The organism is Lentilactobacillus laojiaonis (genome assembly GCF_020616595.1).
In the GTDB taxonomy this organism is placed as follows: domain Bacteria; phylum Bacillota; class Bacilli; order Lactobacillales; family Lactobacillaceae; genus Lentilactobacillus; species Lentilactobacillus laojiaonis.
In genome coordinates, this window is record NZ_CP085278.1 from 499,996 (window position 1) to 523,435 (window position 23,440).

The window sequence follows — 23,440 nt, forward strand, 5'->3', positions numbered from 1 at the left end:
CAATTATCCGTGATGTGCAGAACGACTCTTACGGACTGCTTTTTTACGATTGTCTTCGTATTTTTGTTCTTGGTTTTCAATTGGTTCAACGACAGTTTTCTTGAAAGTTAATAAGGATCCAACTGCGGCAGCTAAAGTTCCAGCGACACCTACAAAAATACCTTTAGTAAATTTTTTCATAAGGCAAACCTCCTGTATAATGTTATTACAATAACTATTATGCGATACTTAAGGATAATTGGCTAGTAAAAAGTATAATAAAGGAGAAAAGTGATGCTCAATACTAAGATAATAGCCCATCGTGGAAGTAAAGGAACGCGACCTGAAAATACATTAGTTGCTTTTCAAGCCGCGCTTGATGATGGAGCAGATGGAATTGAAACAGATGTCCATTTATCTAAGGACAATCAATTTATTATTATGCATGATGAAACTATTGATCGGACTACCAATGGTCAAGGAAAAATTGTTGACTACACTTTAGATGAATTGAAACAGTTTAGTGCGGGAATTAAATATGATCCTAAATTTATTAATGAAAAAATACCTACGCTTCAAGAAGTCATTCAGTTACTAATAACTAATAATTTTCAAGGAATTTTTAATTTAGAGTTTAAGACTGACAAAACTCCCTATGAAGGAATTGAAAGAATGGTTAATGATTATTTAGTTGAATTAAATTTACCATTTACTGTCATTTATTCCAGTTTTAGTTCTCGATCGGTAAAATTACTGAGGGAACTTAATGAAAATGTAGAGATAGCTAAATTGTTTAAAACTAATGGAAAAGCTGCTAAAAAATTATTTAAAGATGATTATATTGATAGCTATCATCCAAAAATTAATTGGATAAAGAAGCATCGCTTTTTTGCTCCCGGACGTAAAATTCGTCCTTGGGTTGTCAATACTACAGAAGATATGGAGATTTGCTACAAGAGAAAAATGGCAGCGATAATTACGGATTACCCTAGAAAAGCAGTGGTATTAAAGAAATATTTAGAGGAATAGATTTATGGAAAAAGTATTAGCGATTGTAGGACCAACTGCGGTTGGAAAAACTAATTTATCAATTGAATTAGCTAAAAAATTTAATGGCGAAATAATTTCAGGAGATTCAATGCAGGTCTATAAATCTTTAGATATTGGAACCGCCAAAATTAAGGCCAGTGAAATGCAAGGAATAAAGCATCATTTAATTAATATTCGCGAAATTGATCAACAGTATACTGTGGCTGATTTTGTAAATGATGCGCGAAAAATTATTTCAGAATTAAATCAACAAGGCAAACTTCCAATTATTGTAGGTGGTACTGGATTTTATTTACAGGCCTTATTAGAAGGATTATCTTTAGGAGGCACTAACAGTAGTCCTGAAAACGAAAAAATGGCGTTCAGGGAGCAATTAAGTGAATCGACTAAGCTCTATGGTAATCAATGGTTACATGATCAATTAAATCTAGTTGATCCTAAGGCTGCTGAAACCATTCCATTGAATAATATCAGAAGAATGATTCGTGCATTAGAAGTATACGAATTTACTGGAGAAAAGTTTTCTGAGCAAAGTAATCTTCCAACCTTCTATAACTCTTTTGTAATTGGTTTAAATACGGACCGAGAATTACTATACCAAAGAATTAATCGGCGAGTGGATGAGATGTTTCAAGAGGGCTTAATAAAAGAAGCCGAGACTTTATTTCAACAGGGAGGAATAGAGCTACCAGCTGGTAAGGGCATTGGTTATCGCGAATTTGATTCATATTTTAATGGATCATCTTCAATAGAGGTAGTCACTGATGAAATTAAAAAGGATACTAGACACTACGCTAAACGACAATTAACTTGGTTTAGAAATAAAACCAAGCCACATTGGTATGATTTAGTTAGAAAAGTTAATAGCATAGAAGAAATTGAAATCGATGTTAAAAAATGGCTAGATGTAGCCGATTAAACTTCATGTCACATTATGTGACATAATATTTGACTTCGTTGGTCACAATGGTATTATTACTTTATGATTTAGGAGGAAACTAATGCCAGAAAAGGAATTTCGTCGTTCATTATCAATTTTACCAATCGGAACGGTTATGGAATTAACCGGGTTATCTGCTAGGCAAATTAGGTATTACGAAACTCACAAGTTGGTTGTGCCAAAAAGAAATCAGAGCAATCGAAGGATGTATTCGTTAAATGACACTGATAAACTATTAGAAATTAAAGATTACCTTAATGAAGGCAATACAATTGCTGATGTTAAAGCTGCATTTAATAAAGCCAAATTAAAGAAGTCTAATGCTACATTAAGTGATAGTGAAGTTAGAAGAATGTTGGCTAATGAAATGCTAAATATTGGTGGATTTGAAAGCAATTCTTCGTTTATTAATCCTAATAAATTGTAAAAAATAATAAAAGAAGGTAAATGTAATGGCTACAAAGCATAATTATTCAAAAGAAGATATTAGAAGCATGGTTAGCGAAGAAAATGTTAAATTTTTGCGTTTGATGTTTACTGATATGTTTGGAACAATCAAAAATGTTGAAATTCCCATCAGTCAATTAGATAAATTACTAGATAATAAAATAATGTTTGATGGTTCATCAATTGATGGTTTCGTAAGAATTGAAGAAAGTGATATGTATTTGTATCCTGATCTTTCTACCTGGATGGTTTTTCCTTGGGCAACAGATCAAGGAAAAATTGCACGCCTAATTTGTGAAGTTTATACAACCGAAGGCAAGCCATTTACTGGAGATCCACGAAATAATTTAATTAGAGTCTTAGATGATATGAAAAAGGCTGGTTTTACAAGTTTTAATATTGGACCAGAACCAGAATTTTTCTTATTTAAATTAAATGAAGCAGGTCATCCCACTAAACAATTAAATGATCAAGGAAGCTATTTTGATATGGCCCCAATGGATCTAGGTGAGAATTGTCGTCGCGAAATTGTATTAACGCTTGAAGAAATGGGATTTGATGTAGAAGCTGCGCATCATGAAGTAGCTCCTGGACAACATGAAATAGATTTCCAATATGCTGACGCTTTAGCAGCTGCTGACAATATTCAAACATTTAAGCTAGTTGTTAAAACGGTTGCTAGAAAGTTTGGATTGTATGCTACCTTTATGCCTAAACCATTAAGCGGAATTAATGGATCGGGGATGCATTTGAACATGTCATTATTTAATAGTGATGGTACAAATGCCTTTTATGATCCTAAAGGAGACTTGGAACTATCTAAGGATGCTTATTATTTCTTGAATGGGCTATTAACTCATGCAAGAGCTTATACCGCTATTTGCAATCCAATTGTAAACTCTTATAAACGCTTAATTCCTGGATATGAAGCTCCTGTTTATGTGGCTTGGTCAGGATCAAATCGCTCACCATTAATTAGAATACCGAGCGCTCGTGGTAATTCAACTCGTTTAGAATTAAGAAGTGTGGATCCAGCTGCTAATCCATATTTAGCAATTGCTACGGTTCTGGAAGCTGGATTAGATGGTCTTAAAAATCAAACTGAACCAGTAGAGAGTGTTGATCGCAATATTTACAGCATGAATGAATCAGAACGTAATGCAAGTAATATTACTAATTTACCAGATACTTTGCATAATGCATTGAAAGATTTAGCGAATGATGCAGTTATGCAAAAAGCTTTAGGGGATCGATTATTTAACGGATTTATTGAAGCTAAAAATCTAGAATATGATTCATATCGTACTCAAGTTTCAGAATGGGAACGAGATCAATATTTAGACAAATATTAAGATAAAAAATGTGATTTACTAATTTTTTTGTAAATCGCATTTTTTATTTGAAAAAAACTTTAAAATTCCTTTATTTGTTAGGTTTTTTCATATACCATTATAAATATAATAAAAAATAGGATTAGAGGAAAAGTTATGGATAATCAAAATAGTCAAGACCAATTCGGCCAAAATAGTGCTAACCTTTCTGCTAAGTTAACCAGTAAAATCAATTATTTAGATGAATTAAAAACGTCATTAAAAAATAAAGACGATTTAAAAATTTATCAATTGATTAATCCAAGTAAATTTTCAGAAGCGTTTAATGAAGAAGAAAATCAATATGATGATAACCTATTTAAGCTTGCTAATGATTTAACTCCAGAATTAAGTCATTATTTAAGCGATAAATTAATAGATTATTTAGGGGAAAAATACCCATTTTTTTACTACCATGAGTATGAATTAGGTAAATTTTCTATCTATTTCGGAAACTGGTGGAACCATTATTTGTTTGGTAGTTTAGATGCGGTCAATGTAAAGTTTGATTTTGATGAACAAGAATATGAAAAATTGTCTAAATCATTTAAGTACGAAAAAGAAGGCCAACGAATCAATGATCCATTGATTAAACAAATTGCTAACGAAAATGAAAAGCTTGAAGAATTAATGGATGGCCAAAAAGAACGTGATGAACAAAAGAGAAAATTACAAGCTGCCTTAAAAGAAAATGCAGAAAAAAATCCCATGCCTTGGGATGCTGGTAAGGTCAAAGAAGAGAAAAAGCAACTCGATGATCAACTTGTTGAAATTGAAAGAATTGACGAAAAAGCCTCACAAGCTCCTAGTTTAATTAAAGAAAATGAAAGTAAAATTTTGAAACTTTCTAAAGACGAAACCATCTTAGGTTTTGAAAGACAAAGTATTAAAGTAACCTTTGGAACTTTTGAAGACTTTGTTGATCAAAATAACAAATTATACGAAAGTTATCTATTTAGTCTAAAAAATGGATCGAAGGTGAATAAAGGTGAGTAATAATTTAATGGAATCAACTGAAGTGGGGATTTCTCAATTCTTTAGTACATACCAAAATGATCTTAAAAAAAGTCTAGATGCAGCCTTAGATTATACCAGTTTGCTAAAAACTTTGACGGTGACTAGCGATGATACTGACTTAATTTCCGCTGCATATAAGTTATCTAAATATCAATTAGACAATCAAAATATTCAATTTCCTAATAAATTCAGTGCCGAAGATATTTATTTAGTTTTTATGAAACGGTTATTAGAATTAAACGGAATTAAAAATAAATTTGATATTCAAAGTATTAATAAAATCGAACAATTAAAAGCTTATTTCTTATTATTAAAAGAAGATAGTTTTTATTTTGTGAAGTCAACTAAAGATACAGATACTTATTTTTTTACTAATAGTGATGCCTATCTACCACTATTTTGCTTAAATTTAAGAACTAAAGAAATCTTTTTTAACAGTAACGCTTTGGTTCGCTATTTTATTGTTGAAAAAGAAGCTGAAGAACCAGAAAATATTAAAGGAATTACTCAAACTTTAATTAAATTTGCTAGCTTATTAAAAGAAAAATTTGGTTTCAAAGTAGACTTTAATATACTAGATAGTACAAACGGTGAATTCTACGCATTTGCTGCTGGAGATCTTGAAGAACCAATTATGGATGAACTATTTGTAAAAGCCGCTGAAAATGGTTTTATGTTAACCTCTGGTGAAAATAATGAAGCAATTTTGAATTTAAATGATGATATTCAGTTAATTGTATTAAACCAAAATAATGCTAACCATCCTAAATGGGGCGCTTTAATAAGAGACAAGAATCAAAAAGAAAGCTGGTTTGATTTATTATTAGACTATTCATTTATTCGTGAATGGTACTTAAAAAATCAAAAGCCACTAGAAATTTTATCTAATTCGTTGATTTTTGAATAAGAAGGTAAAAAATGAATTTACAAGAAATGTTAGAATCATCTATTTTACTTAATCGCCAGATAGAATATAATAAGCAGATTAACTGGACGGCTGATAATCGATTACAAAATGCCTATGTAGCGTTAGATGTTGAACTTTCAGAAGTTGCTAATACTGCAGAATGGTTTAAGGTATGGAAAGAAAATCGTGGTAAACATGATGAAAATAGAACTAATCGTGAAACTCTAATTTTTGAATACGTAGATGTTATTTATTTTTATATGTTAATTGCTAATTTAAAAAATTGGAATCGAGTAATTACTGATTCACAAGAAAAGATTGGTAAACTCAAACTTGCTAAAAAAGAAGTTATTTTAAATAAGCAGTATTTAGCTATTAAGCAAATGTTGTTTAACAGTTATTTTAATAAGGATATGGATGCCTTTAAGCATTCATGGATGCTATTTTTAAAATTGGGTATTGTCGATTTTGGATTTAGTGAAGAAGAAATTACCCAAGCATTTAATGAAAAAATAAAATAAATTACGATCGTCAGAATAATCATTATTAAAAAAGCGAACTGATTAAATCAGTTCGCTTTTTTACTTGTTAATTTCATTAAATATATTTACATCCATTTGATAGTATTCAAAGGCATGTCTTATTTCATTAAAATCTTGGTGTAGATTAATCGATTTTAAGTATTGTTTTAAATCATCCCATCGAGTAATTTGATGAGGATATTTAGGATCTAGGTAAATGTGTCTTGCAAGTTTTCCGATTGGTAATTCGGTATTTTTATATTCTGATATCCAATCGTAAAATGTCATAATAAATCTTCCTCCCTCAATCAAGTACCTAGTAATTATTAAATAATTTTGGAATGAATTCAAACATTTTGACTTATTAAAAATAAAAAAATGGGAGTAACTAATAGTTACTCCCATTCGTTATGTAAATATGAAAAATTAGTATGTTACAGGAGAGATTCGAACTCTCGACCTACGGTTTAGAAGACCGTTGCTCTATCCAGCTGAGCTACTGTAACAAATCAACAAGAACAATTATATTGTAAAACTAACTCAACGTCAATAACTTTCTGATATTTTAACGAAATTAATTTTTATTATGATTTATTTAATTAATTTAAATTTAAGACTAATTAATTGCAGTTATTTTTAATAAAAATCATACTATAATTAAAATTCAATCTTCACTTGGAGGGACATAAAATGTATTTCTTTATATTAATTATGATTTCAATCATATTATGTGGAATAATTCAATATATCTTTAATAATACTACGGTTGAGAAACAGGATCCAAAGCACTTTAAAAGAAGTAAATAATTTTAGTAGGTATCTATTTATTTCATATTGACTAAGCAAATAATTTTAGATATACTTATAGCGTTGTATTTGTGGGCTTCCACAGCTACAACCGCACGGATTGAGCTTTTAAGTCTAATATTTAGCGCTTAATATCGGCGAGTCTAAGCAAAAATTTAAGGAGGTGCACAACGTGTACGCAATTATTACTACTGGTGGTAAACAATATAAAGTAGCTGAAGGCGATGCAATTTATGTTGAAAAACTAAATGCTGCTGAAGGTGAAAAAGTTACATTTGATCAAGTTGTAATGATCGGTGGCGACTCAACTAAGATTGGTAATCCATTAGTTGATGGCGCTTCAGTTACTGGTACTGTTGAAAAACAAGGCCGTGAAAAGAAAGTTACAATTTTCCGTTACAAAGCTAAAAAAGGTTCACGATCAAAAAAAGGTCATCGTCAACCATATACTAAAGTTGTTATTGATTCAATCAAAGGTTAATTTGATATATCGAGGGATACGCTAATGATAAGAGCTACAATTGACCATCATGATAATTATATCAGTGGTTTTACAATTAAAGGTCACGCAGATGCAGGGGAGTATGGACAAGATATTGTTTGTGCTGCTGTATCCGTTCTATCGATAAGTACAATTAATGGTTTGCAAGAAGTTGCAGGACTAGATGTTGATGTCGAAAGTGACGAAGAAAATGGTGGTTTTCTATCACTTAGTATTCCAATAGATAAAAAAGAATCTATTCAACAAATAAAATCGGATGCCATTTTACAAACTTTTGAAAATGGAATGCTAGACATAGCAACTAACTATTCAGATTTTATACAAATAACTATAAATTAATATGTATGGAGGTGTATTCGAATGTTATCAATGAATTTACAATTCTTCTCTCACCATAAAGGGGGAGGTTCAACTTCTAATGGTCGTAACTCAGCAGGTCGTCGTCTAGGTGCTAAGGCTGCTGATGGTTCAACTGTTACAAGCGGTTCAATCCTTTATCGTCAACGTGGTACACATATTTATCCAGGTAAAAATGTTAGCCGTGGTGGTGATGATACTTTATTCGCATTAGTTGATGGTGTTGTTCGTTTTGAACGTATGGGACGTGACAAACGTCAAGTTTCAGTTTATCCAAAAGCTAAATAATAAATTAAAAAGGACTGTTAAAGGTCCTTTTTATTTTAATTTCTTTTTTAATTTAAGTTAATCTATTATATAATGTAATCATGTATTATTGAATTGGAGGAAAAATTATGGCAATCTCAACTGCAGATTTTAAAAATGGCCTAACTATTGAAGTCGATGGTGCAATTTGGAGAATTATTAGTTTCCAACATGTTAAACCAGGTAAGGGTGGCGCATTTGTTCGATCAAAATTAAAGAACTTAAGAACTGGTGCAGTTCAAGAAAAGACTTTTAGAGCTGGTGCTAAAATGGAACAAGCTCAAATCGATACTAAAAAAATGCAATACTTATACGCAGATGGTACTGATCACGTATTTATGGATTTAGATACTTATGATCAACTTTCAATTCCTGCAGAACAAATTAAAGATGAACTTAACTACTTACAAGAAAACATGGAAGTTAGTGTAGTTCAATATGGTAATGAAACTTTAGGTGTTGAATTACCAAATACGGTTGTTCTTGAAGTTGCAGAAACTGAACCAGGTATTAAAGGTGATACAGCTTCAGGTGGCTCAAAACCTGCTACTATGACTACTGGATTAACTTTACAAGTTCCTTTCTTTGTAAATCAAGGAGATAAACTTGTTATTAATACATCTGATGCAAGTTACATTTCACGTGCATAATTAATAATTAATCGATACGGAGGCTTAATTATGGCTGAAGATAATAATATCTTAATTCATTCCGATGACCCTTCTTTAGGTGTAATTGAAATTGCACCACATGTTTTAGAAATTGTTTCTGGAATAGCTGCTTCGCAAGTAGAAGGAGTAAATCGAATGAGAAGCTCATTATCTACTAGTGTTAATGAACTCCTTGGACGTAAAAAAGAACATAGCAAAGGTGTAAAACTTACTTATAGTGAAGATAAATTGATTGTTGATATTTTCGTTTATCTTAACTATGGAGTTTCTGTTCCTAAAGTAGCATTAGAAATTCAAGATCAAGTTAAACAACAATTATTGTTTATGACTGATCTCAATGTTCAAGAGGTTAACGTACATGTTGAAGGAGTTGTTCCTGAAAAGGAAACTTTGAGTACAGTTGATCCTAATAATCCTTTTGCAAATAATGAAAATGGTGAATAATATTGGAATTAAATAGACACCAAATTAGAGAAATTGCTTTTCAAACGCTTTTTGCTTTATATACTAATGACCAAACTGATTGGAATGATTTTTTCCAAGCCTTAACTGATGGCAAATACGGTGAAGATTATCCTGAATATTTGAATACCTTGATTAGTGGGGTGCTAGACCACCGTCAATCAATCGATGATACGATTAAAAAGTATTTAAACAAAAGTTGGTCATTAGACCGTTTAGCAAAAACTGATTTAATTATTATTGAATTAGCAATATATGAAATGCAGTATGAAGATGACGTACCTGAAAAAGTTTCAATTAATGAAGCTATTGAGTTAGCTAAAAAATTTAGTGATGATCGCTCAAGAAAATTTGTTAATGGAATTTTATCTCATACATTAGAAGAATCAAAAAAATAGATTTACTTTTAGTAAATCTATTTTTTTGTATGGTGATTTATAGAGGTGATTAATTATGGCAAAAATAATTGATGGGAAAAAAATTGCTAAAGAATTAAACGAGAAAACTAGCGATGAAGTAAAAAAACTATTAGTTAAAGATAATATTGTTCCTGGACTAGTAGTTATTATTGTTGGTGATGACGAAGCAAGTTATCGTTATGTAAGAAATAAACATCGAACTGCTCAAAAATTAGGCATAAATTCTATTGTTGATAGCCAACCTGCGACGATTAGTGAAAATGAGCTAATCGATTTAATTAATAAGTATAATAATGATGATCAAATTAATGGTATTTTAGTTCAAGATCCGCTTCCTAGTGGCATTGACGAGAAAAAAATAACTAAAGCAATTGATCCTAAAAAAGACGTGGATGGTTTTCATCCTTTAAATGTAGGTAAATTATTTTTAGATGATTCAACAAATTATCCAGTGGCTTGCACACCTAAGGGAATTATAACTATGTTGGATTACTATAATATTGATATTAAAGGAAAAAATGCGGTAGTTATTGGAAGAAGTGCAATTGTAGGTAAACCTATGGGAGCTTTATTATTAAATCGCGGAGCATCAACTACCATTATTCATCGATACACTAAAGATATTTATGAATATACACGAAATGCCGATATAGTAGTTTCAGCTACTGGCCAAGTACATTTGTTAGGACAAGATGCTTTCAAAAAAGGTGCTGTAATTATTGACGTAGGTCAAAATAGAGATGAAAATGGTCATTTAGTTGGTGATGTAGATTTTGAAGATGCTTCAAATCAAGCAAGTTATATTACTCCTGTACCTGGAGGAGTTGGCCCGATGACCATTGCCACTTTAATGCAACAAACTGTTGAATTAACCAAATGGAGTAAAGAAAATGGAGAATAATTACCTATCAGTAAGTGTTTTAACTAAATATATCAAGCGTAAATTTGATGCAGATCCCTATTTAGGTAAAGTTTACTTAACAGGTGAAATTTCAAATTTTAGATTGAGACCAAATTCTCACCAATATTTTAGTTTAAAAGATGAACATGCTAAAATTAATGCCATAATGTTTAAATCAGCATTTAATAAGATAAAATTTCAACCTGAAGAAGGAATGAAAGTTTTAGTAACGGGCCATTTATCAGTTTATGAGCCTTCGGGAAGTTATCAAATTTATATTGATCACATGGAACCAGATGGAATTGGTCAATTGTATCAAGCCTATGAGCAATTAAAAAATAAGCTTGCTCAAGAAGGTATCTTTAATACGCCCAAAAAGCAGTTACCAAGTTTTCCTAAAAAAATAGCCGTGATAACATCACCTAGTGGGGCAGTTATTAGGGATATTATTACAACTGTTAGAAGGCGTTTTCCAATTACACAAATTGTACTATTTCCAACCGTAGTACAGGGTGATAAGGCAGCTTTAGATATTACTAATAAGATTAATCAAGTTAATGAATTAGGTGGCTTTGACACTATGATCATTGGTCGTGGTGGAGGATCTATTGAGGATTTATGGCCATTTAACGAGGAAATAGTTGCCCGAGCTATTAATGATAGTCATATTCCTATAATTTCTTCAGTAGGTCATGAGACGGATACAACCATTGCGGATTTAGTTGCAGACGTTCGAGCAGCTACGCCAACAGCAGCTGCTGAACTAGCGGTACCTAAGTTGAGCCAAATAATAACAGATATAGAAAATTTAAAGGTGCGTTTAGTAAATTATTTAAATCACCAAATAAAAAATCAAGCAATTCGGCTTCAACGATCGACTAATTCTATTATTTTTAAAAATCCACAACGTATCTATGAGGTTTATAGCCAGCAAGTAGATATTAGTAAGCGACGCCTAGTTTCACAAGAACTAGAGTTATTAAATAAACAAAAGGATCAACTAAATAATTTAAAATATCGATTAGAACGACTAAATCCCCATAAAAATATTCTTAGTAATCAGCAACAACTTGATTTATTGAATACTAAGTTAACCCAAAACATCACTAAAATTATGAATAATAAACGCCAAGATTTTGAGTTACTTATTAGTTCTTTAGATCATTTGAGCCCTTTAAAAATAATGCAACGAGGATACTCTTACGTAACCAATGAAGATAATACGCTAATTAATTCTGTTAATGACACTAAATCTGATGATAAAATTAAAGTAAACTTATCGGATGGGGTAATTGAAGCGAAAGTTATACAAATTTCAAATAATGAGGTGAAATAACATGGCCGAAGAAAAATCTTTTGAAGAAAAAATGAATGAATTAGAACAAATTGTTAGTCAGTTGGAACAAGGTAACGTTCCACTTGAGGAATCATTAGAAAAATTCAAATTGGGAATCGAATTAAGTAATTCATTGCAAAGTACATTAACTAATGCAGAAAATACAATGGCTAAAATGATTGATGAAGATGGAAATGAATCTGCATTTGAAAAAGTTGATCAAGATGGAGAGATTGATGAATAAGCAACTTTTGGAATTTCAAAATGAATGGACACCTATAATCAATGAAGCTTTAGCCAATAACGTTGTTAAAAATAGTGACCAAAAAACATTAGGCGAATCAATGGCTTACTCGGTGGATGCTGGTGGTAAAAGGTTACGACCTTTATTAACGTTAGCCACTTTAAAATCACTGGGGATAGAGATTAATGATATGGATTTGTTACCGATTTTATCTATTGAATTAATTCATACCTATTCTTTAATTCATGATGACTTACCCGCAATGGATAATGATGATTTAAGACGTGGAAAACCTACTAACCATATGGTTTTTGGCTCAGGGATGGCAACTTTAGCTGGAGATGGTTTGCAGACGCTAGCTTTCCAATGGTTAGTGAATAATAATCTTCCAATAAATGACCAGGTTAAATTAGTAAAGGCACTTGCTCAAGCAGCTGGTCCTAAAGGTATGGTAGCTGGTCAGGGCATCGATATTTTTAATGAAGGTAAAACTAAATTAGATTTTAAGCAACTCCAAACGTTACATAGACGAAAAACTGGGGATTTAATACATTATTCAGTTTTAGCCGGTATAATTATTGGCCATGGAGATGAATTAAAAAAAGAATTATTGAAATTTGCGGATAGTTTTGGATTGGCTTTTCAAATATATGATGATATTTTGGATGTAGTTGGCGATAAGGCTAGTCTAGGAAAGCCAGTAAACCAAGACCAAGATAAAAATACCTACACAAATTTGTTAGGGTTAGCCGGAGCGCAAAAAAAATTAATGGAAACTATTAAGATGGGTAAAAAAAGCTTAGATAAAATTAGTCAACAAATTGATATTAGTTTGTTAAATAGCTTTTTTACTTATTTTGAATTAAATATTGAGGATTAAAAATGGAAAAAAAACGAGTGGATGTTTTACTTGTGGAACAAGGATTATTTGATACGCGAGAAAAAGCTAAACGAGCTGTTATGGCCGGAGAAGTTTTGGGTGATAATGAGGAAAGACTAGATAAGCCGGGAGTAAAAATATCCGTTGAAACCGAACTACATATTAAAGGTAAACCAATGCCATATGTTAGTCGAGGAGGATTAAAACTCGAAAAGGCTCTAAAAGTTTTTAATATTGATGTTGAAGGATTAACGGTATTAGATATAGGTTCATCAACGGGTGGCTTTACTGATGTAATGTTACAAAATGGTGCTAAATTAAGTTATGCTTTAGACGTTGGTAGTAACCAATTAGTCTGGAAATTACGCCAAGATGAACGAGTAATTGTTATGGAGCATACTAATTTTAGATATAGTAAATTAGATGACTTTAAAGATGGACAACCTGATTTTGCATCAATTGATGTATCGTTTATATCCTTAGAATTAATTTTGCCACCGCTAAAAGGAATTATAAAAAATGGTGGTGAAGTGGTAGCACTTATTAAACCTCAATTTGAGGCAGGAAAACAAAATGTTGGTAAACATGGAATTGTTAGAGATCGTAAAGTGCACGAAAATGTTATTAACAAGGTAATGGATTTTGCAGTAATGAGTGGATTTTCGGTAATTGGATTAGATTTTTCTCCAATTAAAGGGGGATCTGGGAATATTGAATTCTTAGTTCACTTAAAATCAACTGATAATGCCGTAATTGATAATAAAATTTCAGTAGATGAGGTTATTAATTCAGCTTATAGCGATTTAAAAAGAGAAATTAATTAATTTTTGAGGTTATTTAATGAAAAAAATTGAACGCCAAAATATTATTAAAAAGATTTTGAAAGATAATGAAATTGAAAATCAAATTGATTTTGTTAATAAATTAGAGCAATTAGGAATTTATACTACTCAAGCAACCATTTCGAGAGATATTAAGGAAATGCAGCTGGTTAAAGTTCCATCAAAAAGTGGTAACTATTACTATAGTTTGCCTAATAAATCTAATAACGGAGTCGCAGCTAAACTAAAGCAAGCTTTAAGCGATTCGTTTGTCGGAATTGCTAAGCAAAATGAATTTATCAATTTAAAAACTTTGCCTGGTAGTGGACCAGTTATCGCTAACTTGATTGACAAGATCGATTATCAAGAGGTATTTGCTACGGTGGGCGATGACAATAGTGTATTGATAATTTGTAAAAATGAAGATGCAACTAAACGTATTTTTAATATATTAAGTGATCTAGGGAATTATTGAGTTTATATTAGTGGAGTTGATTATAAAATGTTGTTGGAGTTATCAATTACTGATTTTGCAATTATTGAACATTTGGATGTAGATTTCCAAAAAGGGATGACCGTTCTAACTGGTGAAACAGGAGCTGGTAAATCAATTATTATCGATGCAGTAAGCCTTTTAGCTGGTGGAAGAGGTTCACATGATCTAATTAGATCAGGAGCCAATAAAGCTATCCTACAAGGTCATTTTAGGTTGTCCGCTAATAGTTATACTTATAATATCTTAGATGAATTAGGAATTGACCATACCGATGGAGATATTATTATTGAACGGTCAATTTTTAAAAATGGTAGGAATAGTTGCCGAATAAATGGCATTTTAGTTAATATCACTAATTTGAAACGAATTGGTGAAACTATTGTAGGTATTCAAGGTCAAAATGAACATCAGGAATTGATGAATTCTGATTATCACATTAATTTACTAGATAATTTTGCTGGATCAAAAATTGAAAATTTAATGACGGAGTATGAACTAAAATATCGTCAATATTTGAAATTAAAGAAAAAAATTGCTGATAAGCGTAGTAATGAAAAAGAATGGGCTCAAAGAATGGACATGTTGAAATTTCAAATTGATGAAATTGAAAGAGCTGAACTATCAGAAGATGAAGATAACGAATTAGAAGATGAGAAGAATAAACTGGTTAACTTCCAAAAAATTCATACCACTTTAATGAATGGATTTCAAAATATCAATGGTGGTGAAATGGGGAGTTCCTTAGATCAAATCGGATTGGCGATGAGCGCTTTACAGTCTATTGAAAATTTAGATCCAGCTTTTAAACAAATTAGTGATGAACTGTCGACTTCATTTTATACCTTACAAGATGCTAGCAATGAAATATCTGATCAACTAACTACATTAGAGTTTGATCAAGAACGTCTAGAGTATGTAGATCAGCGTTTAAATTTAATTCGTAATCTTAAATTAAAATATGGTGATTCTATTTCACAAATTTTAGATTATTTAGACCAAATTAAAGGCGAGTTGGATGAAATGGCAGTATTTCAATCTAATGGTGATGATTTAGAACAGCAGTTGTTAGATGAAGAGAAAAAATTAATATTACTAGCTGATCAATTGACCGCCGTGCGAAAACAATCAATTGTTAGCCTTGAAAAGGTAGTTCAGCAACAGTTGGCCGATTTATATATGGAAAAGGCCGTATTTGAAGTTCGAATTAATGAGTTACCACAATTTACTATTAATGGTAAGGATAGGGTTGAGTTTTATATACAAACTAATCCCGGAGAAAAAATGTTACCATTAGTTAAGTCTGCTTCAGGTGGTGAACTCTCAAGAATTATGTTGGCTTTAAAAACTATTTTTGCTAGGGCTTCTGGAGTTACTTCTGTAATCTTTGATGAAGTTGATACAGGAGTATCGGGAAGAGTTGCTCAAGCTATTGGTAATAAAATTTTCACGATTTCAACTAAGTCCCAAGTTTTATGTATTACACATTTGCCGCAAGTCGCAGCTATGAGTGACCAACATTATCTAATAAAAAAAGAAGTCATAAATGACCGGACTAAAACCCAAATGATTCTATTAGATTTTAAACAAAAAGTTAATGAAATCGCTAGAATGTTAGCAGGAACTCAAGTTACTAAAATTACTAAAACGCATGCTGAGGAATTATTAGAGTTAGCTGAGAAAGAAAAAAACGAAATTAGAAAAAATAAAAAGACAGATAATTAGTCTGCCTTTTTATTTACTAAATTAATTGTTTTAATAGTATCAACATTTAAAATTTTGGTTATATTGCTATTAATTACATTAATAATGTATTGATCGTTCAATTTACTAATTGAACCAACTAATGAAATGTCTAAATTATTGAAAATAATCTTAACAATGTAATCTTTTTTTATGGATTTATTTAAAAATACTTCTAATTGAAATTGAGGCATTTGAATAAAATGATTTGGAAAATCTAAAAAATTATGTACTTTTTTAAAATTATCTTTCATTATAGAATTGAACTCGGAATAAAAAACTTTACTTTGCAAATTAATCACCTCAACTATGTTAGTACATTTATAATTATACGAACAAATGTTTGTGTAAGCAAGAATTAAATTGCAATTTATAAAAGTCTTGTAAAATTTATTAAAAAAGTAGATAATTGATAGTATTACAAATATGCGAAGGGATTTTTTTAATGGCTAAAAGAGGAATGTTAATTGTTTTATCTGGTCCATCAGGAGTAGGTAAAGGAACAGTAAGAAAAGCACTATTTGATGAACCTGATGTTGATTTTGAATACTCAACTTCAATGACAACTAGAGAACCTCGTGACGGAGAAGTAAATGGTGTAGATTACTATTTTGTTTCTAAAGAACAATTCGAAGAAAATATTCGTAATGGTGAAATGCTAGAGTATGCCAAGTATGTTGATAATTATTACGGAACACCATTGAAATATGTTAATGAAACTTTAGATTCTGGAAAAGATGTATTTTTGGAGATTGAAGTTAACGGAGCAATGCAAGTTAGAGCAAATTGTCCGGATGCCGTATTCGTCTTTTTAACTCCACCGGATTTAATGGAGTTAAAAAACCGTCTAATTGGACGTGGTACTGATGAAATGGATGTTATTAACAAGCGAATTGAAAAAGCCGTATCAGAAATTCGCATGATGAGAAATTATGATTATGCAGTTTTAAATGATAAAGTAGAAAATGCTGTTGAAAGAATTAAAGATATTATAAAAAGTGAACGTTTACGCGTTTCACGAGTTATGCCAGATTATGAATTAATGTTAGGAGATAAATAAAATGTTATTATACCCATCTGTTGATAAATTATTAGACAAAATTGATTCAAGATATTCATTAATTATGTTAGCTAGTAAACGAGCTCATGAATTAGATGGTGGTGCTACACCATTATTAAATGAATACAAATCAAAAAAATCTGTTGGTAAAGCTTTAGAAGAAATTGAAGCAGGCGTTTTAAAAATTGATCCAAATGCCAAGGATTTTAATTAAAAATCAGTTTAATTAAAGTTTCCCCCAAGATTGGAAAATTCCGATTTTGGGGGTTTTGAGATTAAGGGGGAAAATTTATGTTAAAAGATAAAAAGATTACTTTATATGTAACTGGAAGTATTGCCATATATAAGTCCCTAATTCTAGCACGATTGTTAATTAAGAATGGTAACGAAGTTAAAGTAGTTATGACTGAGGATGCCCAAAAATTTATATCACCATTAACCTTTCAAGCTCTAACTAAAAACGAAGTGTTGACGGATGTATTTGTTGAAAACGATCCGAAAAGCATTTCACATATTAAAACCGCTGACGATACTGATGTCGCTATCATTGCTCCGGCTACTGCCAATATAATTGCCAAAATGGCTAATGGTATTGCTGATGATATGGCAAGTACTACTTTACTAGCAACTCAAGCTCCAAAATTTGTGATTCCCAGCATGAATACCCATATGTTAGATAATCCAGCGACTGTTAGAAATTTACGACAATTATCTGATGACGGAATAACTATTATGGAGACGGCTAATGGATTATTAGCTGAAGGATACACTGGTAAAGGAAGATTTCCTGAACCAGAAGAAATACTTAACTGGCTAGATAGTTTTTTTGAGGCACCATTAGCTGGTAAAAATATTGTTGTTACTGCGGGTGGTACTAAGGAACGAATTGATCCAGTTAGATATATATCTAACGATTCTTCTGGAAAAATGGGAATTGCAATTGCTCGAGCTGCTCGAAATGCAGGGGCTAACGTTACATTAGTGGTTGGATCGGTTAGTGTTAAATTACCTTCTGGAGTTAAAATTTTAAAAATAGAAAGCTCAACAGAACTATTAGAAGAAACTCAAAAAGCCTTTTCAAGTGCTGATGCATTAATTATGTCCGCTGCGGTTGCAGATTTTAGGCCTAAGCGGGTCGTTGATCATAAAATAAAGAAGACTGCTGATAATGACAATTTAAGTATTGAGCTAGTTAAAAATCCTGATATTTTAAAAACTTTAGGATCAAATAAACAAGATAATCAAGTGATGATTGGTTTTGCAGCAGAAACTAATGATCTTATTGAAAATGCGGTTAAAAAAATTAAAAATAAAAATCTGGATCTAATTGTTGCTAATGATGTTTCGGATAAAAGAATTGGTTTTAATTCTAATGATAATCAAGTAACTTATATTTTTAAGGATGGAAAACAAGTTAAATCAGAGCTAGCTTCAAAAGATATAATAGCTAAGCAAATTGTTGATATAATGTCACAACTGTTGAACTAGAGGAGGAATACGATTGCAAATAGCCCAAGTTATTGTAGATGTTCCTACTAGACAAACTAATAGCAGTTACAGTTACTTAATACCTAACGAATTAAGTGATCAAATTAAACTAGGTATGCGGGTGGTTGTTCCTTTTGGTAAGAGACACATAACTGGTTTTGTTGTTGGAATAGATAATTCCACTGAGTTTAATGGTAAATTAAAAGAAATAATTTCTTTAATCGATTTAATTCCTCAATTAAATTCGGAGTTATTAAAACTATCAGATTGGTTAGCATCAGAAACTTATTCGTTTAAAATTAATTGTTTACAGACTATGTTGCCTGGAAGTTTACATGTAAAAACTAAAAAAGTTATTAAGGCTCTTAGTAGCGAGGTAGTTGAAAAATATCCTAAGATATTTAATGGCAATAATGAAATTGAATATAATAGTGACCAGCTATCTACTGAAGATATCAGTATAATTTTGGATCTTCAAAAGCAAAATAAAGTTAGCGTTAACTATGAGCTTCTGCAAAATGCTAAACCGATGATGATTAACGTGATTAAAAATAAGCTATCTAATGAAGAATTAAAAAGTAAAGTTAATGAAATTAGAAAAAATGCTGTTTCTCAATTGAAATTATTAGATCTATTACAATCAAACCCTAATCAAGAACTGATTGTCTCAAAAGTAATCAAAATGGGAATTACTATGGATGCTATTAATAATTTTGTTAAAAAGGGATGGCTGGATAAATATCTAGTTCAAAAGCAAAGAAATCCGTTTGCAAGTAAGGCTAAAAAAACTACCCCCTTTAGTCTCAATAAGTCTCAACAGAATGCAGTTGATCATATTGTTAAGTCTATTGAGAATAAAAGCGATACAACTTTTTTGTTAGAAGGTGTAACTGGGTCTGGAAAAACTGAGGTATACTTGCAAAGTATCGATTTTGCTTTGAAATCTGGAAAAACCGCCTTATTACTGGTTCCTGAAATAACATTAACGCCACAAATTGTTGAAAGAATTAGAGGAAGATTTGGTAATGAGGTAGCTTTACAGCATAGTTCACTGTCAGATGGTGAAAGGTTTGATGAGTGGCAAAGAATCAATTCTGGCCAAGCCAAAGTAGTAGTAGGCGTACGATCGGCTATTTTTGCTCCTTTAGAAAATGTTGGATTAATTATTATCGATGAGGAACATGATAGTAGTTACAAACAGGGAGAAAATCCACGATATCAAACTAGAGAAGTGGCTAAATGGAGAGGAAAATATAATCATTGTCCAGTCGTTTTAGGGAGTGCTACACCGTCTTTAGAAACTCGGGCCCGGGCTCACAAAGGTTTGTATAAATTATTGTCACTACCTACCAGAATTAATAATCAGGCTCTTCCAGAAGTTTCAATTGTGGATATGAAAGAAGAGATTACAACTCATAGTGGCGGAATTTCCAGTGCCTTACAAGTGGCTATTAGAAAACGAATCGATCGAAATGAGCAGGTTATTTTAATGCTTAATCGTCGAGGATACTCTAACTTTATAATGTGTCGAGATTGTGGATTTGTCCCTCAATGCCCTAATTGTGATATTACATTGACCACGCATAAAGATACTCACACGTTAAATTGTCATTATTGCGGACATAGGGAAAGTATCCCTGATAAATGCTCAAATTGTGGCAGTAAACGAATGCGTACATTTGGGATGGGTAGTCAAAAACTTGAAGAAGAAGTTAAAAACCTTTACCCAGATGCTCGAGTTTTACGTATGGATGTAGATACAACCAGAAAAAAGGGAATGCATGAAAAAATTATCAATCAATTTGGAAATCATGAAGCTGATATATTGGTAGGAACCCAAATGATTGCTAAAGGATTAGATTTTCCCAATGTAACTTTAGTGGGAGTTTTAAATGCTGACTCTGCTTTGGCATTTCCGGATTTTCGTTCTAGTGAGCGTACTTTTGAATTATTAACTCAAGTTGCTGGACGTTCAGGACGTGCTGATAAAAAAGGTGAGGTAATTATTCAAACCTATAATCCCGACCATTATGCAATTCAATTATCTAAAATCCAAGACTATGAATTATTCTATAAAACTGAAATGCGCGTTCGACATTTAGGAAATTATCCACCGTATTACTATACAATTAAATTAACAGCTAGCTCTAAAATTGAAACCCAGACTATGCAAACTATGTTCTCTGTTTTTAATTTTTTAAAAAAGCGTCTATCTAGTAAAGCGATTATTCTAGGACCAACTCCTAAATTAATAACTAGAGTTAATAATCGATATTACTATCAAATCATCATTAAGTATCAAAACGAACCGAATTTGAAAGATACTTTAAATCAATTATTGAATGGTTCACAAAAAAAGGGAAAAAATGATATACAATTTTCAATTGATAATGATCCAATAGATTTTATGTAAGGAAAGTGATATAAAATGACTTCAATCGTATTTATGGGAACTCCTAGTTTTTCAGTACCAATTTTACAAGCATTAGTTGATAATGATTATGAAATTAAAGCGGTGGTTACCCAACCAGATAAGCCAGTTGGAAGAAAGCACCAAATTCAAAAATCTCCAGTTAAAGTATTGGCAGAACAATTAGGTATCAAAGTTTTACAACCAAGTAAAATTAGTGGTAGTCAAGAAATGGATGAAATTATTCAAATGCAACCTGATTTTATTGTTACAGCAGCATTTGGTCAATTTTTACCCACTAAATTACTAGAATCAGTTAAAATTGCGGCAATTAACGTTCATGGTTCATTGCTTCCTAAATATCGTGGAGGCGCCCCTGTTCAATACGCTATCATGAATAATGACAAGCAAACAGGTGTAACCATTATGTATATGGTTAAGAAAATGGATGCCGGTGATATGATTGCTAAACAGGCGATTGATATTACTAGTGATGATGATACAGAAAGTATGTTTGAAAAATTAAGTTACGTTGGTCGTGACCTATTAATTGATACCTTACCGAAAATAATTAATCAAACTATCAAACCTATTAAACAGGATGAACAAGCAGTAGTCTTTTCACCTAATATTACTCCAGAACAAGAAGTACTGGATTTTTCTGTTTCAGCAGTGTTAGTAGATGCTAAAGTTAGAGCGCTACGTCCTAACCCAGGTGCATATACTTTCCTTAACGGAAAACGAACTAAAATCTGGAAAACTGAAATAATTGATCAATCAACTGATTTGCAGTATGGCGAAGTAGTTAAGAAAACCAAAAAAGAATTATGGATTGCAGCAGGAGAAAATAGCGTAATTTCTATTTTGGAATTACAACCTGCAGGCAAGCCTAAACAAAAAATTGGTGACTATTTGAATGGTATCGGCCAGAGTATAAAAGAAGGACAACAGGTAATAATTAATGAATAACTCAACAAACAATCCTAGAAAATTAGCAGTGCAGTCCCTTGTTAAAACATCAAGTGGAACTTACTCAAATCTTCAAATTGATGCAGCTATTAAAAATAGTAATATGAGCGTTAATGATGCAAATTTATATACTAATATCGTTTATGGAGTTATTCAGCATAGATTAACTTTAGAATATCAATTAAAGCCCTTTATTAAAAATCCAGAAAAAATTGATAGTTGGGTTACCGAATTACTATATACTGCGATTTATCAATTAGAATACTTAGATCGAATTCCAAAACATGCGGTTTTTGATGAAAGTATTAAAATTGCTAAAAATATGGGACATGATGGAATAAGACGTTTTGTAACAGGGGTCTTACATCAAATCGATCGTCAAGGCTTGCCTCAAGTTGCAAACATAAAAAATAAAATAAAACGTTTGTCAATCGAATATAGCGTACCAGTTTGGATTATTGAGCAGTTGCATAAACAAGTTGGTGAAAATAAAACAATTACTATTTTAAAATCTTTAAACGAGGCACCTAGTCATTCGGTACGATATAATTCACTAAAAATCGATAAAGATATTTTAAAAGATGATTTGTTTAGAGAAGATTATGAGGTTACCGATAGCAAGGTGTCATTAAGTGGATTGTTATTAGATAATCATTCAGTCGTTAATAGTAGCTTTTTTAAAGATGGTTATTTAACTATCCAAGATGAGAGTGCCATGCTTCCTGTAGAATCAATGAATATCAAGCCCGATGAGCTTATCTTAGATGCTTGTGCAGCTCCTGGTGGTAAGACCACTCAAATTGCTGAAAAATTAGATAAAAACGCCGGTGGAAAAGTAGTGGCTTTAGATATTCACGAAAATAAATTAAAACAAATTAACTATAATACGCATCGCCTTGGAGTAGATGATGTTGTTGAGCTGCTTGCATTAGATGCCAGAAAAGTTTCTACTAAATTTGAAGATGAAACGTTTGATCAAATTTTAGTGGATGCTCCATGTTCAGGATTAGGTCTATTAAGACGTAAACCAGAAATTAGATATGAAAAAAGTATTAATGATGTTAAAAAACTTCAGTCAGTTCAATTAGAAATTCTTAATGCAGTTGCCAAAAAAGTAAAAATTAATGGTATGATTACTTATAGTACTTGCACAATTGTTAATCAAGAAAATCAAGATGTAATTGATAAATTCATTCAAGAAAACCCAGGATTTGAAGTTAAATTCACTGAAACCAAAATGAATTTAAAGGCAAATCGTGAAAACTTATTTTTAAATATTTATCCAGATGACTACTTTTCTGATGGATTCTTTGTATGTAATTTAATAAGAAAAAATTAAC

29 protein-coding genes, 1 tRNA gene and 1 other annotated feature are annotated in these 23,440 nt (G+C 31.5%); of the genes, 26 read left to right on the forward strand and 4 right to left on the reverse strand.

Annotated features, from left to right (window positions below):
- Positions 1–3: 3 nt before the first annotated feature.
- Positions 4–180: a DUF3042 family protein gene (locus LHL71_RS02645; RefSeq protein WP_227361476.1), complete on the reverse strand. Its 177-nt coding sequence runs from the start codon at positions 178–180 to the stop codon at positions 4–6.
- Between the two features lie 93 nt (positions 181–273).
- Here LHL71_RS02645 and LHL71_RS02650 point away from each other — a divergent pair, with 93 nt between their 5' ends.
- The 7 genes from LHL71_RS02650 to LHL71_RS02680 all read left to right on the forward strand — a co-directional run bounded on the left by LHL71_RS02650 (position 274) and on the right by LHL71_RS02680 (position 6,231).
- Positions 274–1,008, forward strand: coding sequence for a glycerophosphodiester phosphodiesterase (locus LHL71_RS02650; protein ID WP_227361477.1), 735 nt, complete (start codon positions 274–276; stop codon positions 1,006–1,008).
- 4 nt (positions 1,009–1,012) lie between these two features.
- On the forward strand, positions 1,013–1,948 hold the full coding sequence (gene miaA, locus LHL71_RS02655) for a tRNA (adenosine(37)-N6)-dimethylallyltransferase MiaA (protein WP_227361478.1): 936 nt from the start codon (positions 1,013–1,015) through the stop codon (positions 1,946–1,948).
- A gap of 82 nt (positions 1,949–2,030) precedes the next feature.
- Positions 2,031–2,396, forward strand: a complete 366-nt coding sequence (locus LHL71_RS02660; RefSeq protein WP_227361479.1) for a MerR family transcriptional regulator — start codon at positions 2,031–2,033, stop codon at positions 2,394–2,396.
- Positions 2,397–2,421: 25 nt separating this feature from the next.
- Complete coding sequence (glnA, locus tag LHL71_RS02665) at positions 2,422–3,768, forward strand: type I glutamate--ammonia ligase (protein ID WP_227361480.1); 1,347 nt, start codon at positions 2,422–2,424, stop codon at positions 3,766–3,768.
- A gap of 135 nt (positions 3,769–3,903) precedes the next feature.
- The gene (locus LHL71_RS02670) at positions 3,904–4,782 is read left to right on the forward strand and encodes a hypothetical protein (protein WP_227361481.1); all 879 of its coding nucleotides are present in this window, start codon (positions 3,904–3,906) and stop codon (positions 4,780–4,782) included.
- Between the two features lie 7 nt (positions 4,783–4,789).
- On the forward strand, positions 4,790–5,710 hold the full coding sequence (locus tag LHL71_RS02675) for a hypothetical protein (protein ID WP_227361482.1): 921 nt from the start codon (positions 4,790–4,792) through the stop codon (positions 5,708–5,710).
- Positions 5,711–5,721: 11 nt separating this feature from the next.
- Entirely contained in the window at positions 5,722–6,231 is a 510-nt protein-coding gene (locus LHL71_RS02680) for a dUTPase (protein WP_227361483.1), read from the forward strand.
- Between the two features lie 60 nt (positions 6,232–6,291).
- On the opposite strand, the gene LHL71_RS02685 is transcribed toward LHL71_RS02680, so the two are convergent.
- Positions 6,292–6,519: a YozE family protein gene (locus LHL71_RS02685; protein WP_227361484.1), complete on the reverse strand. Its 228-nt coding sequence runs from the start codon at positions 6,517–6,519 to the stop codon at positions 6,292–6,294.
- 144 nt (positions 6,520–6,663) lie between these two features.
- A tRNA-Arg gene (locus LHL71_RS02690) sits at positions 6,664–6,737 on the reverse strand.
- Between the two features lie 380 nt (positions 6,738–7,117).
- Positions 7,118–7,193 (forward strand) — a sequence feature (ribosomal protein L21 leader region).
- A gap of 17 nt (positions 7,194–7,210) precedes the next feature.
- Here LHL71_RS02690 and rplU point away from each other — a divergent pair.
- From rplU to recN, 13 genes are all read left to right on the forward strand, one after another.
- Positions 7,211–7,519: a 50S ribosomal protein L21 gene (gene rplU, locus LHL71_RS02695; protein ID WP_227361485.1), complete on the forward strand. Its 309-nt coding sequence runs from the start codon at positions 7,211–7,213 to the stop codon at positions 7,517–7,519.
- 24 nt (positions 7,520–7,543) lie between these two features.
- Positions 7,544–7,879, forward strand: coding sequence for a ribosomal-processing cysteine protease Prp (locus LHL71_RS02700; RefSeq protein ID WP_227361486.1), 336 nt, complete (start codon positions 7,544–7,546; stop codon positions 7,877–7,879).
- Between the two features lie 21 nt (positions 7,880–7,900).
- Positions 7,901–8,185 (forward strand): 50S ribosomal protein L27, encoded by a 285-nt coding sequence (gene rpmA / locus LHL71_RS02705; RefSeq protein ID WP_227361487.1) that lies wholly within the window; start codon positions 7,901–7,903, stop codon positions 8,183–8,185.
- Between the two features lie 107 nt (positions 8,186–8,292).
- Positions 8,293–8,853: an elongation factor P gene (efp, locus tag LHL71_RS02710; protein WP_227361488.1), complete on the forward strand. Its 561-nt coding sequence runs from the start codon at positions 8,293–8,295 to the stop codon at positions 8,851–8,853.
- A gap of 30 nt (positions 8,854–8,883) precedes the next feature.
- Positions 8,884–9,318: an Asp23/Gls24 family envelope stress response protein gene (locus tag LHL71_RS02715; RefSeq protein ID WP_227361489.1), complete on the forward strand. Its 435-nt coding sequence runs from the start codon at positions 8,884–8,886 to the stop codon at positions 9,316–9,318.
- 2 nt (positions 9,319–9,320) lie between these two features.
- Positions 9,321–9,734 (forward strand): transcription antitermination factor NusB, encoded by a 414-nt coding sequence (gene nusB, locus LHL71_RS02720; protein WP_227361490.1) that lies wholly within the window; start codon positions 9,321–9,323, stop codon positions 9,732–9,734.
- 55 nt (positions 9,735–9,789) lie between these two features.
- Entirely contained in the window at positions 9,790–10,656 is an 867-nt protein-coding gene (locus LHL71_RS02725; RefSeq protein ID WP_227361491.1) for a bifunctional 5,10-methylenetetrahydrofolate dehydrogenase/5,10-methenyltetrahydrofolate cyclohydrolase, read from the forward strand.
- On the forward strand, positions 10,646–11,992 hold the full coding sequence (gene xseA / locus LHL71_RS02730; protein ID WP_227361492.1) for an exodeoxyribonuclease VII large subunit: 1,347 nt from the start codon (positions 10,646–10,648) through the stop codon (positions 11,990–11,992). Before LHL71_RS02725 ends, xseA begins: the two co-directional genes overlap by 11 nt.
- Before the next feature lies 1 nt (position 11,993).
- Positions 11,994–12,236, forward strand: coding sequence for an exodeoxyribonuclease VII small subunit (locus LHL71_RS02735; RefSeq protein ID WP_227361493.1), 243 nt, complete (start codon positions 11,994–11,996; stop codon positions 12,234–12,236).
- Entirely contained in the window at positions 12,229–13,116 is an 888-nt protein-coding gene (locus LHL71_RS02740) for a polyprenyl synthetase family protein (RefSeq protein ID WP_227361494.1), read from the forward strand. Before LHL71_RS02735 ends, LHL71_RS02740 begins: the two co-directional genes overlap by 8 nt.
- 2 nt (positions 13,117–13,118) lie before the next feature.
- The gene (locus LHL71_RS02745; RefSeq protein ID WP_227361495.1) at positions 13,119–13,940 is read left to right on the forward strand and encodes a TlyA family RNA methyltransferase; all 822 of its coding nucleotides are present in this window, start codon (positions 13,119–13,121) and stop codon (positions 13,938–13,940) included.
- 16 nt (positions 13,941–13,956) lie between these two features.
- Positions 13,957–14,412: an arginine repressor gene (locus LHL71_RS02750; RefSeq protein WP_227361496.1), complete on the forward strand. Its 456-nt coding sequence runs from the start codon at positions 13,957–13,959 to the stop codon at positions 14,410–14,412.
- Positions 14,413–14,439: 27 nt separating this feature from the next.
- Positions 14,440–16,155 (forward strand): DNA repair protein RecN, encoded by a 1,716-nt coding sequence (recN, locus tag LHL71_RS02755; protein WP_227361497.1) that lies wholly within the window; start codon positions 14,440–14,442, stop codon positions 16,153–16,155.
- Here recN and LHL71_RS02760 read toward each other — a convergent pair.
- On the reverse strand, positions 16,152–16,427 hold the full coding sequence (locus LHL71_RS02760; RefSeq protein ID WP_227361498.1) for a hypothetical protein: 276 nt from the start codon (positions 16,425–16,427) through the stop codon (positions 16,152–16,154). The genes recN and LHL71_RS02760 overlap by 4 nt on opposite strands.
- Positions 16,428–16,618: 191 nt before the next feature.
- Here LHL71_RS02760 and gmk point away from each other — a divergent pair, with 191 nt between their 5' ends.
- From gmk to rsmB, 6 genes are all read left to right on the forward strand, one after another.
- Entirely contained in the window at positions 16,619–17,233 is a 615-nt protein-coding gene (gene gmk, locus LHL71_RS02765) for a guanylate kinase (RefSeq protein ID WP_227361499.1), read from the forward strand.
- A gap of 1 nt (position 17,234) precedes the next feature.
- Complete coding sequence (gene rpoZ / locus LHL71_RS02770) at positions 17,235–17,447, forward strand: DNA-directed RNA polymerase subunit omega (RefSeq protein WP_227361500.1); 213 nt, start codon at positions 17,235–17,237, stop codon at positions 17,445–17,447.
- 77 nt (positions 17,448–17,524) lie between these two features.
- Positions 17,525–18,721: a bifunctional phosphopantothenoylcysteine decarboxylase/phosphopantothenate--cysteine ligase CoaBC gene (coaBC, locus tag LHL71_RS02775; protein ID WP_227361501.1), complete on the forward strand. Its 1,197-nt coding sequence runs from the start codon at positions 17,525–17,527 to the stop codon at positions 18,719–18,721.
- Between the two features lie 13 nt (positions 18,722–18,734).
- Positions 18,735–21,134, forward strand: a complete 2,400-nt coding sequence (gene priA, locus LHL71_RS02780) for a primosomal protein N' (RefSeq protein WP_227361502.1) — start codon at positions 18,735–18,737, stop codon at positions 21,132–21,134.
- Between the two features lie 15 nt (positions 21,135–21,149).
- Positions 21,150–22,100, forward strand: a complete 951-nt coding sequence (fmt, locus tag LHL71_RS02785; protein ID WP_227361503.1) for a methionyl-tRNA formyltransferase — start codon at positions 21,150–21,152, stop codon at positions 22,098–22,100.
- Complete coding sequence (rsmB, locus tag LHL71_RS02790; RefSeq protein WP_227361504.1) at positions 22,093–23,439, forward strand: 16S rRNA (cytosine(967)-C(5))-methyltransferase RsmB; 1,347 nt, start codon at positions 22,093–22,095, stop codon at positions 23,437–23,439. Before fmt ends, rsmB begins: the two co-directional genes overlap by 8 nt.
- Position 23,440 lies beyond the last annotated feature (1 nt).

Excerpts from the sequence above, each read along its gene's own strand:
- LHL71_RS02645 (WP_227361476.1), bottom strand. The coding sequence starts at position 180 with ATGAAAAAATTTACTAAAGGTATTTTTGTAGGTGTCGCTGGAACTTTA.
- LHL71_RS02650 (WP_227361477.1), top strand. The coding sequence starts at position 274 with ATGCTCAATACTAAGATAATAGCCCATCGTGGAAGTAAAGGAACGCGA.
- miaA (WP_227361478.1), top strand. The coding sequence starts at position 1,013 with ATGGAAAAAGTATTAGCGATTGTAGGACCAACTGCGGTTGGAAAAACT.
- LHL71_RS02660 (WP_227361479.1), top strand. The coding sequence starts at position 2,031 with ATGCCAGAAAAGGAATTTCGTCGTTCATTATCAATTTTACCAATCGGA.
- glnA (WP_227361480.1), top strand. The coding sequence starts at position 2,422 with ATGGCTACAAAGCATAATTATTCAAAAGAAGATATTAGAAGCATGGTT.
- LHL71_RS02670 (WP_227361481.1), top strand. The coding sequence starts at position 3,904 with ATGGATAATCAAAATAGTCAAGACCAATTCGGCCAAAATAGTGCTAAC.
- LHL71_RS02675 (WP_227361482.1), top strand. The coding sequence starts at position 4,790 with ATGGAATCAACTGAAGTGGGGATTTCTCAATTCTTTAGTACATACCAA.
- LHL71_RS02680 (WP_227361483.1), top strand. The coding sequence starts at position 5,722 with ATGAATTTACAAGAAATGTTAGAATCATCTATTTTACTTAATCGCCAG.
- LHL71_RS02685 (WP_227361484.1), bottom strand. The coding sequence starts at position 6,519 with ATGACATTTTACGATTGGATATCAGAATATAAAAATACCGAATTACCA.
- LHL71_RS02700 (WP_227361486.1), top strand. The coding sequence starts at position 7,544 with ATGATAAGAGCTACAATTGACCATCATGATAATTATATCAGTGGTTTT.
- rpmA (WP_227361487.1), top strand. The coding sequence starts at position 7,901 with ATGTTATCAATGAATTTACAATTCTTCTCTCACCATAAAGGGGGAGGT.
- efp (WP_227361488.1), top strand. The coding sequence starts at position 8,293 with ATGGCAATCTCAACTGCAGATTTTAAAAATGGCCTAACTATTGAAGTC.
- LHL71_RS02715 (WP_227361489.1), top strand. The coding sequence starts at position 8,884 with ATGGCTGAAGATAATAATATCTTAATTCATTCCGATGACCCTTCTTTA.
- LHL71_RS02725 (WP_227361491.1), top strand. The coding sequence starts at position 9,790 with ATGGCAAAAATAATTGATGGGAAAAAAATTGCTAAAGAATTAAACGAG.
- xseA (WP_227361492.1), top strand. The coding sequence starts at position 10,646 with ATGGAGAATAATTACCTATCAGTAAGTGTTTTAACTAAATATATCAAG.
- LHL71_RS02735 (WP_227361493.1), top strand. The coding sequence starts at position 11,994 with ATGGCCGAAGAAAAATCTTTTGAAGAAAAAATGAATGAATTAGAACAA.
- LHL71_RS02740 (WP_227361494.1), top strand. The coding sequence starts at position 12,229 with ATGAATAAGCAACTTTTGGAATTTCAAAATGAATGGACACCTATAATC.
- LHL71_RS02745 (WP_227361495.1), top strand. The coding sequence starts at position 13,119 with ATGGAAAAAAAACGAGTGGATGTTTTACTTGTGGAACAAGGATTATTT.
- LHL71_RS02750 (WP_227361496.1), top strand. The coding sequence starts at position 13,957 with ATGAAAAAAATTGAACGCCAAAATATTATTAAAAAGATTTTGAAAGAT.
- recN (WP_227361497.1), top strand. The coding sequence starts at position 14,440 with ATGTTGTTGGAGTTATCAATTACTGATTTTGCAATTATTGAACATTTG.
- LHL71_RS02760 (WP_227361498.1), bottom strand. The coding sequence starts at position 16,427 with ATGAAAGATAATTTTAAAAAAGTACATAATTTTTTAGATTTTCCAAAT.
- gmk (WP_227361499.1), top strand. The coding sequence starts at position 16,619 with ATGGCTAAAAGAGGAATGTTAATTGTTTTATCTGGTCCATCAGGAGTA.
- rpoZ (WP_227361500.1), top strand. The coding sequence starts at position 17,235 with ATGTTATTATACCCATCTGTTGATAAATTATTAGACAAAATTGATTCA.
- coaBC (WP_227361501.1), top strand. The coding sequence starts at position 17,525 with ATGTTAAAAGATAAAAAGATTACTTTATATGTAACTGGAAGTATTGCC.
- fmt (WP_227361503.1), top strand. The coding sequence starts at position 21,150 with ATGACTTCAATCGTATTTATGGGAACTCCTAGTTTTTCAGTACCAATT.
- rsmB (WP_227361504.1), top strand. The coding sequence starts at position 22,093 with ATGAATAACTCAACAAACAATCCTAGAAAATTAGCAGTGCAGTCCCTT.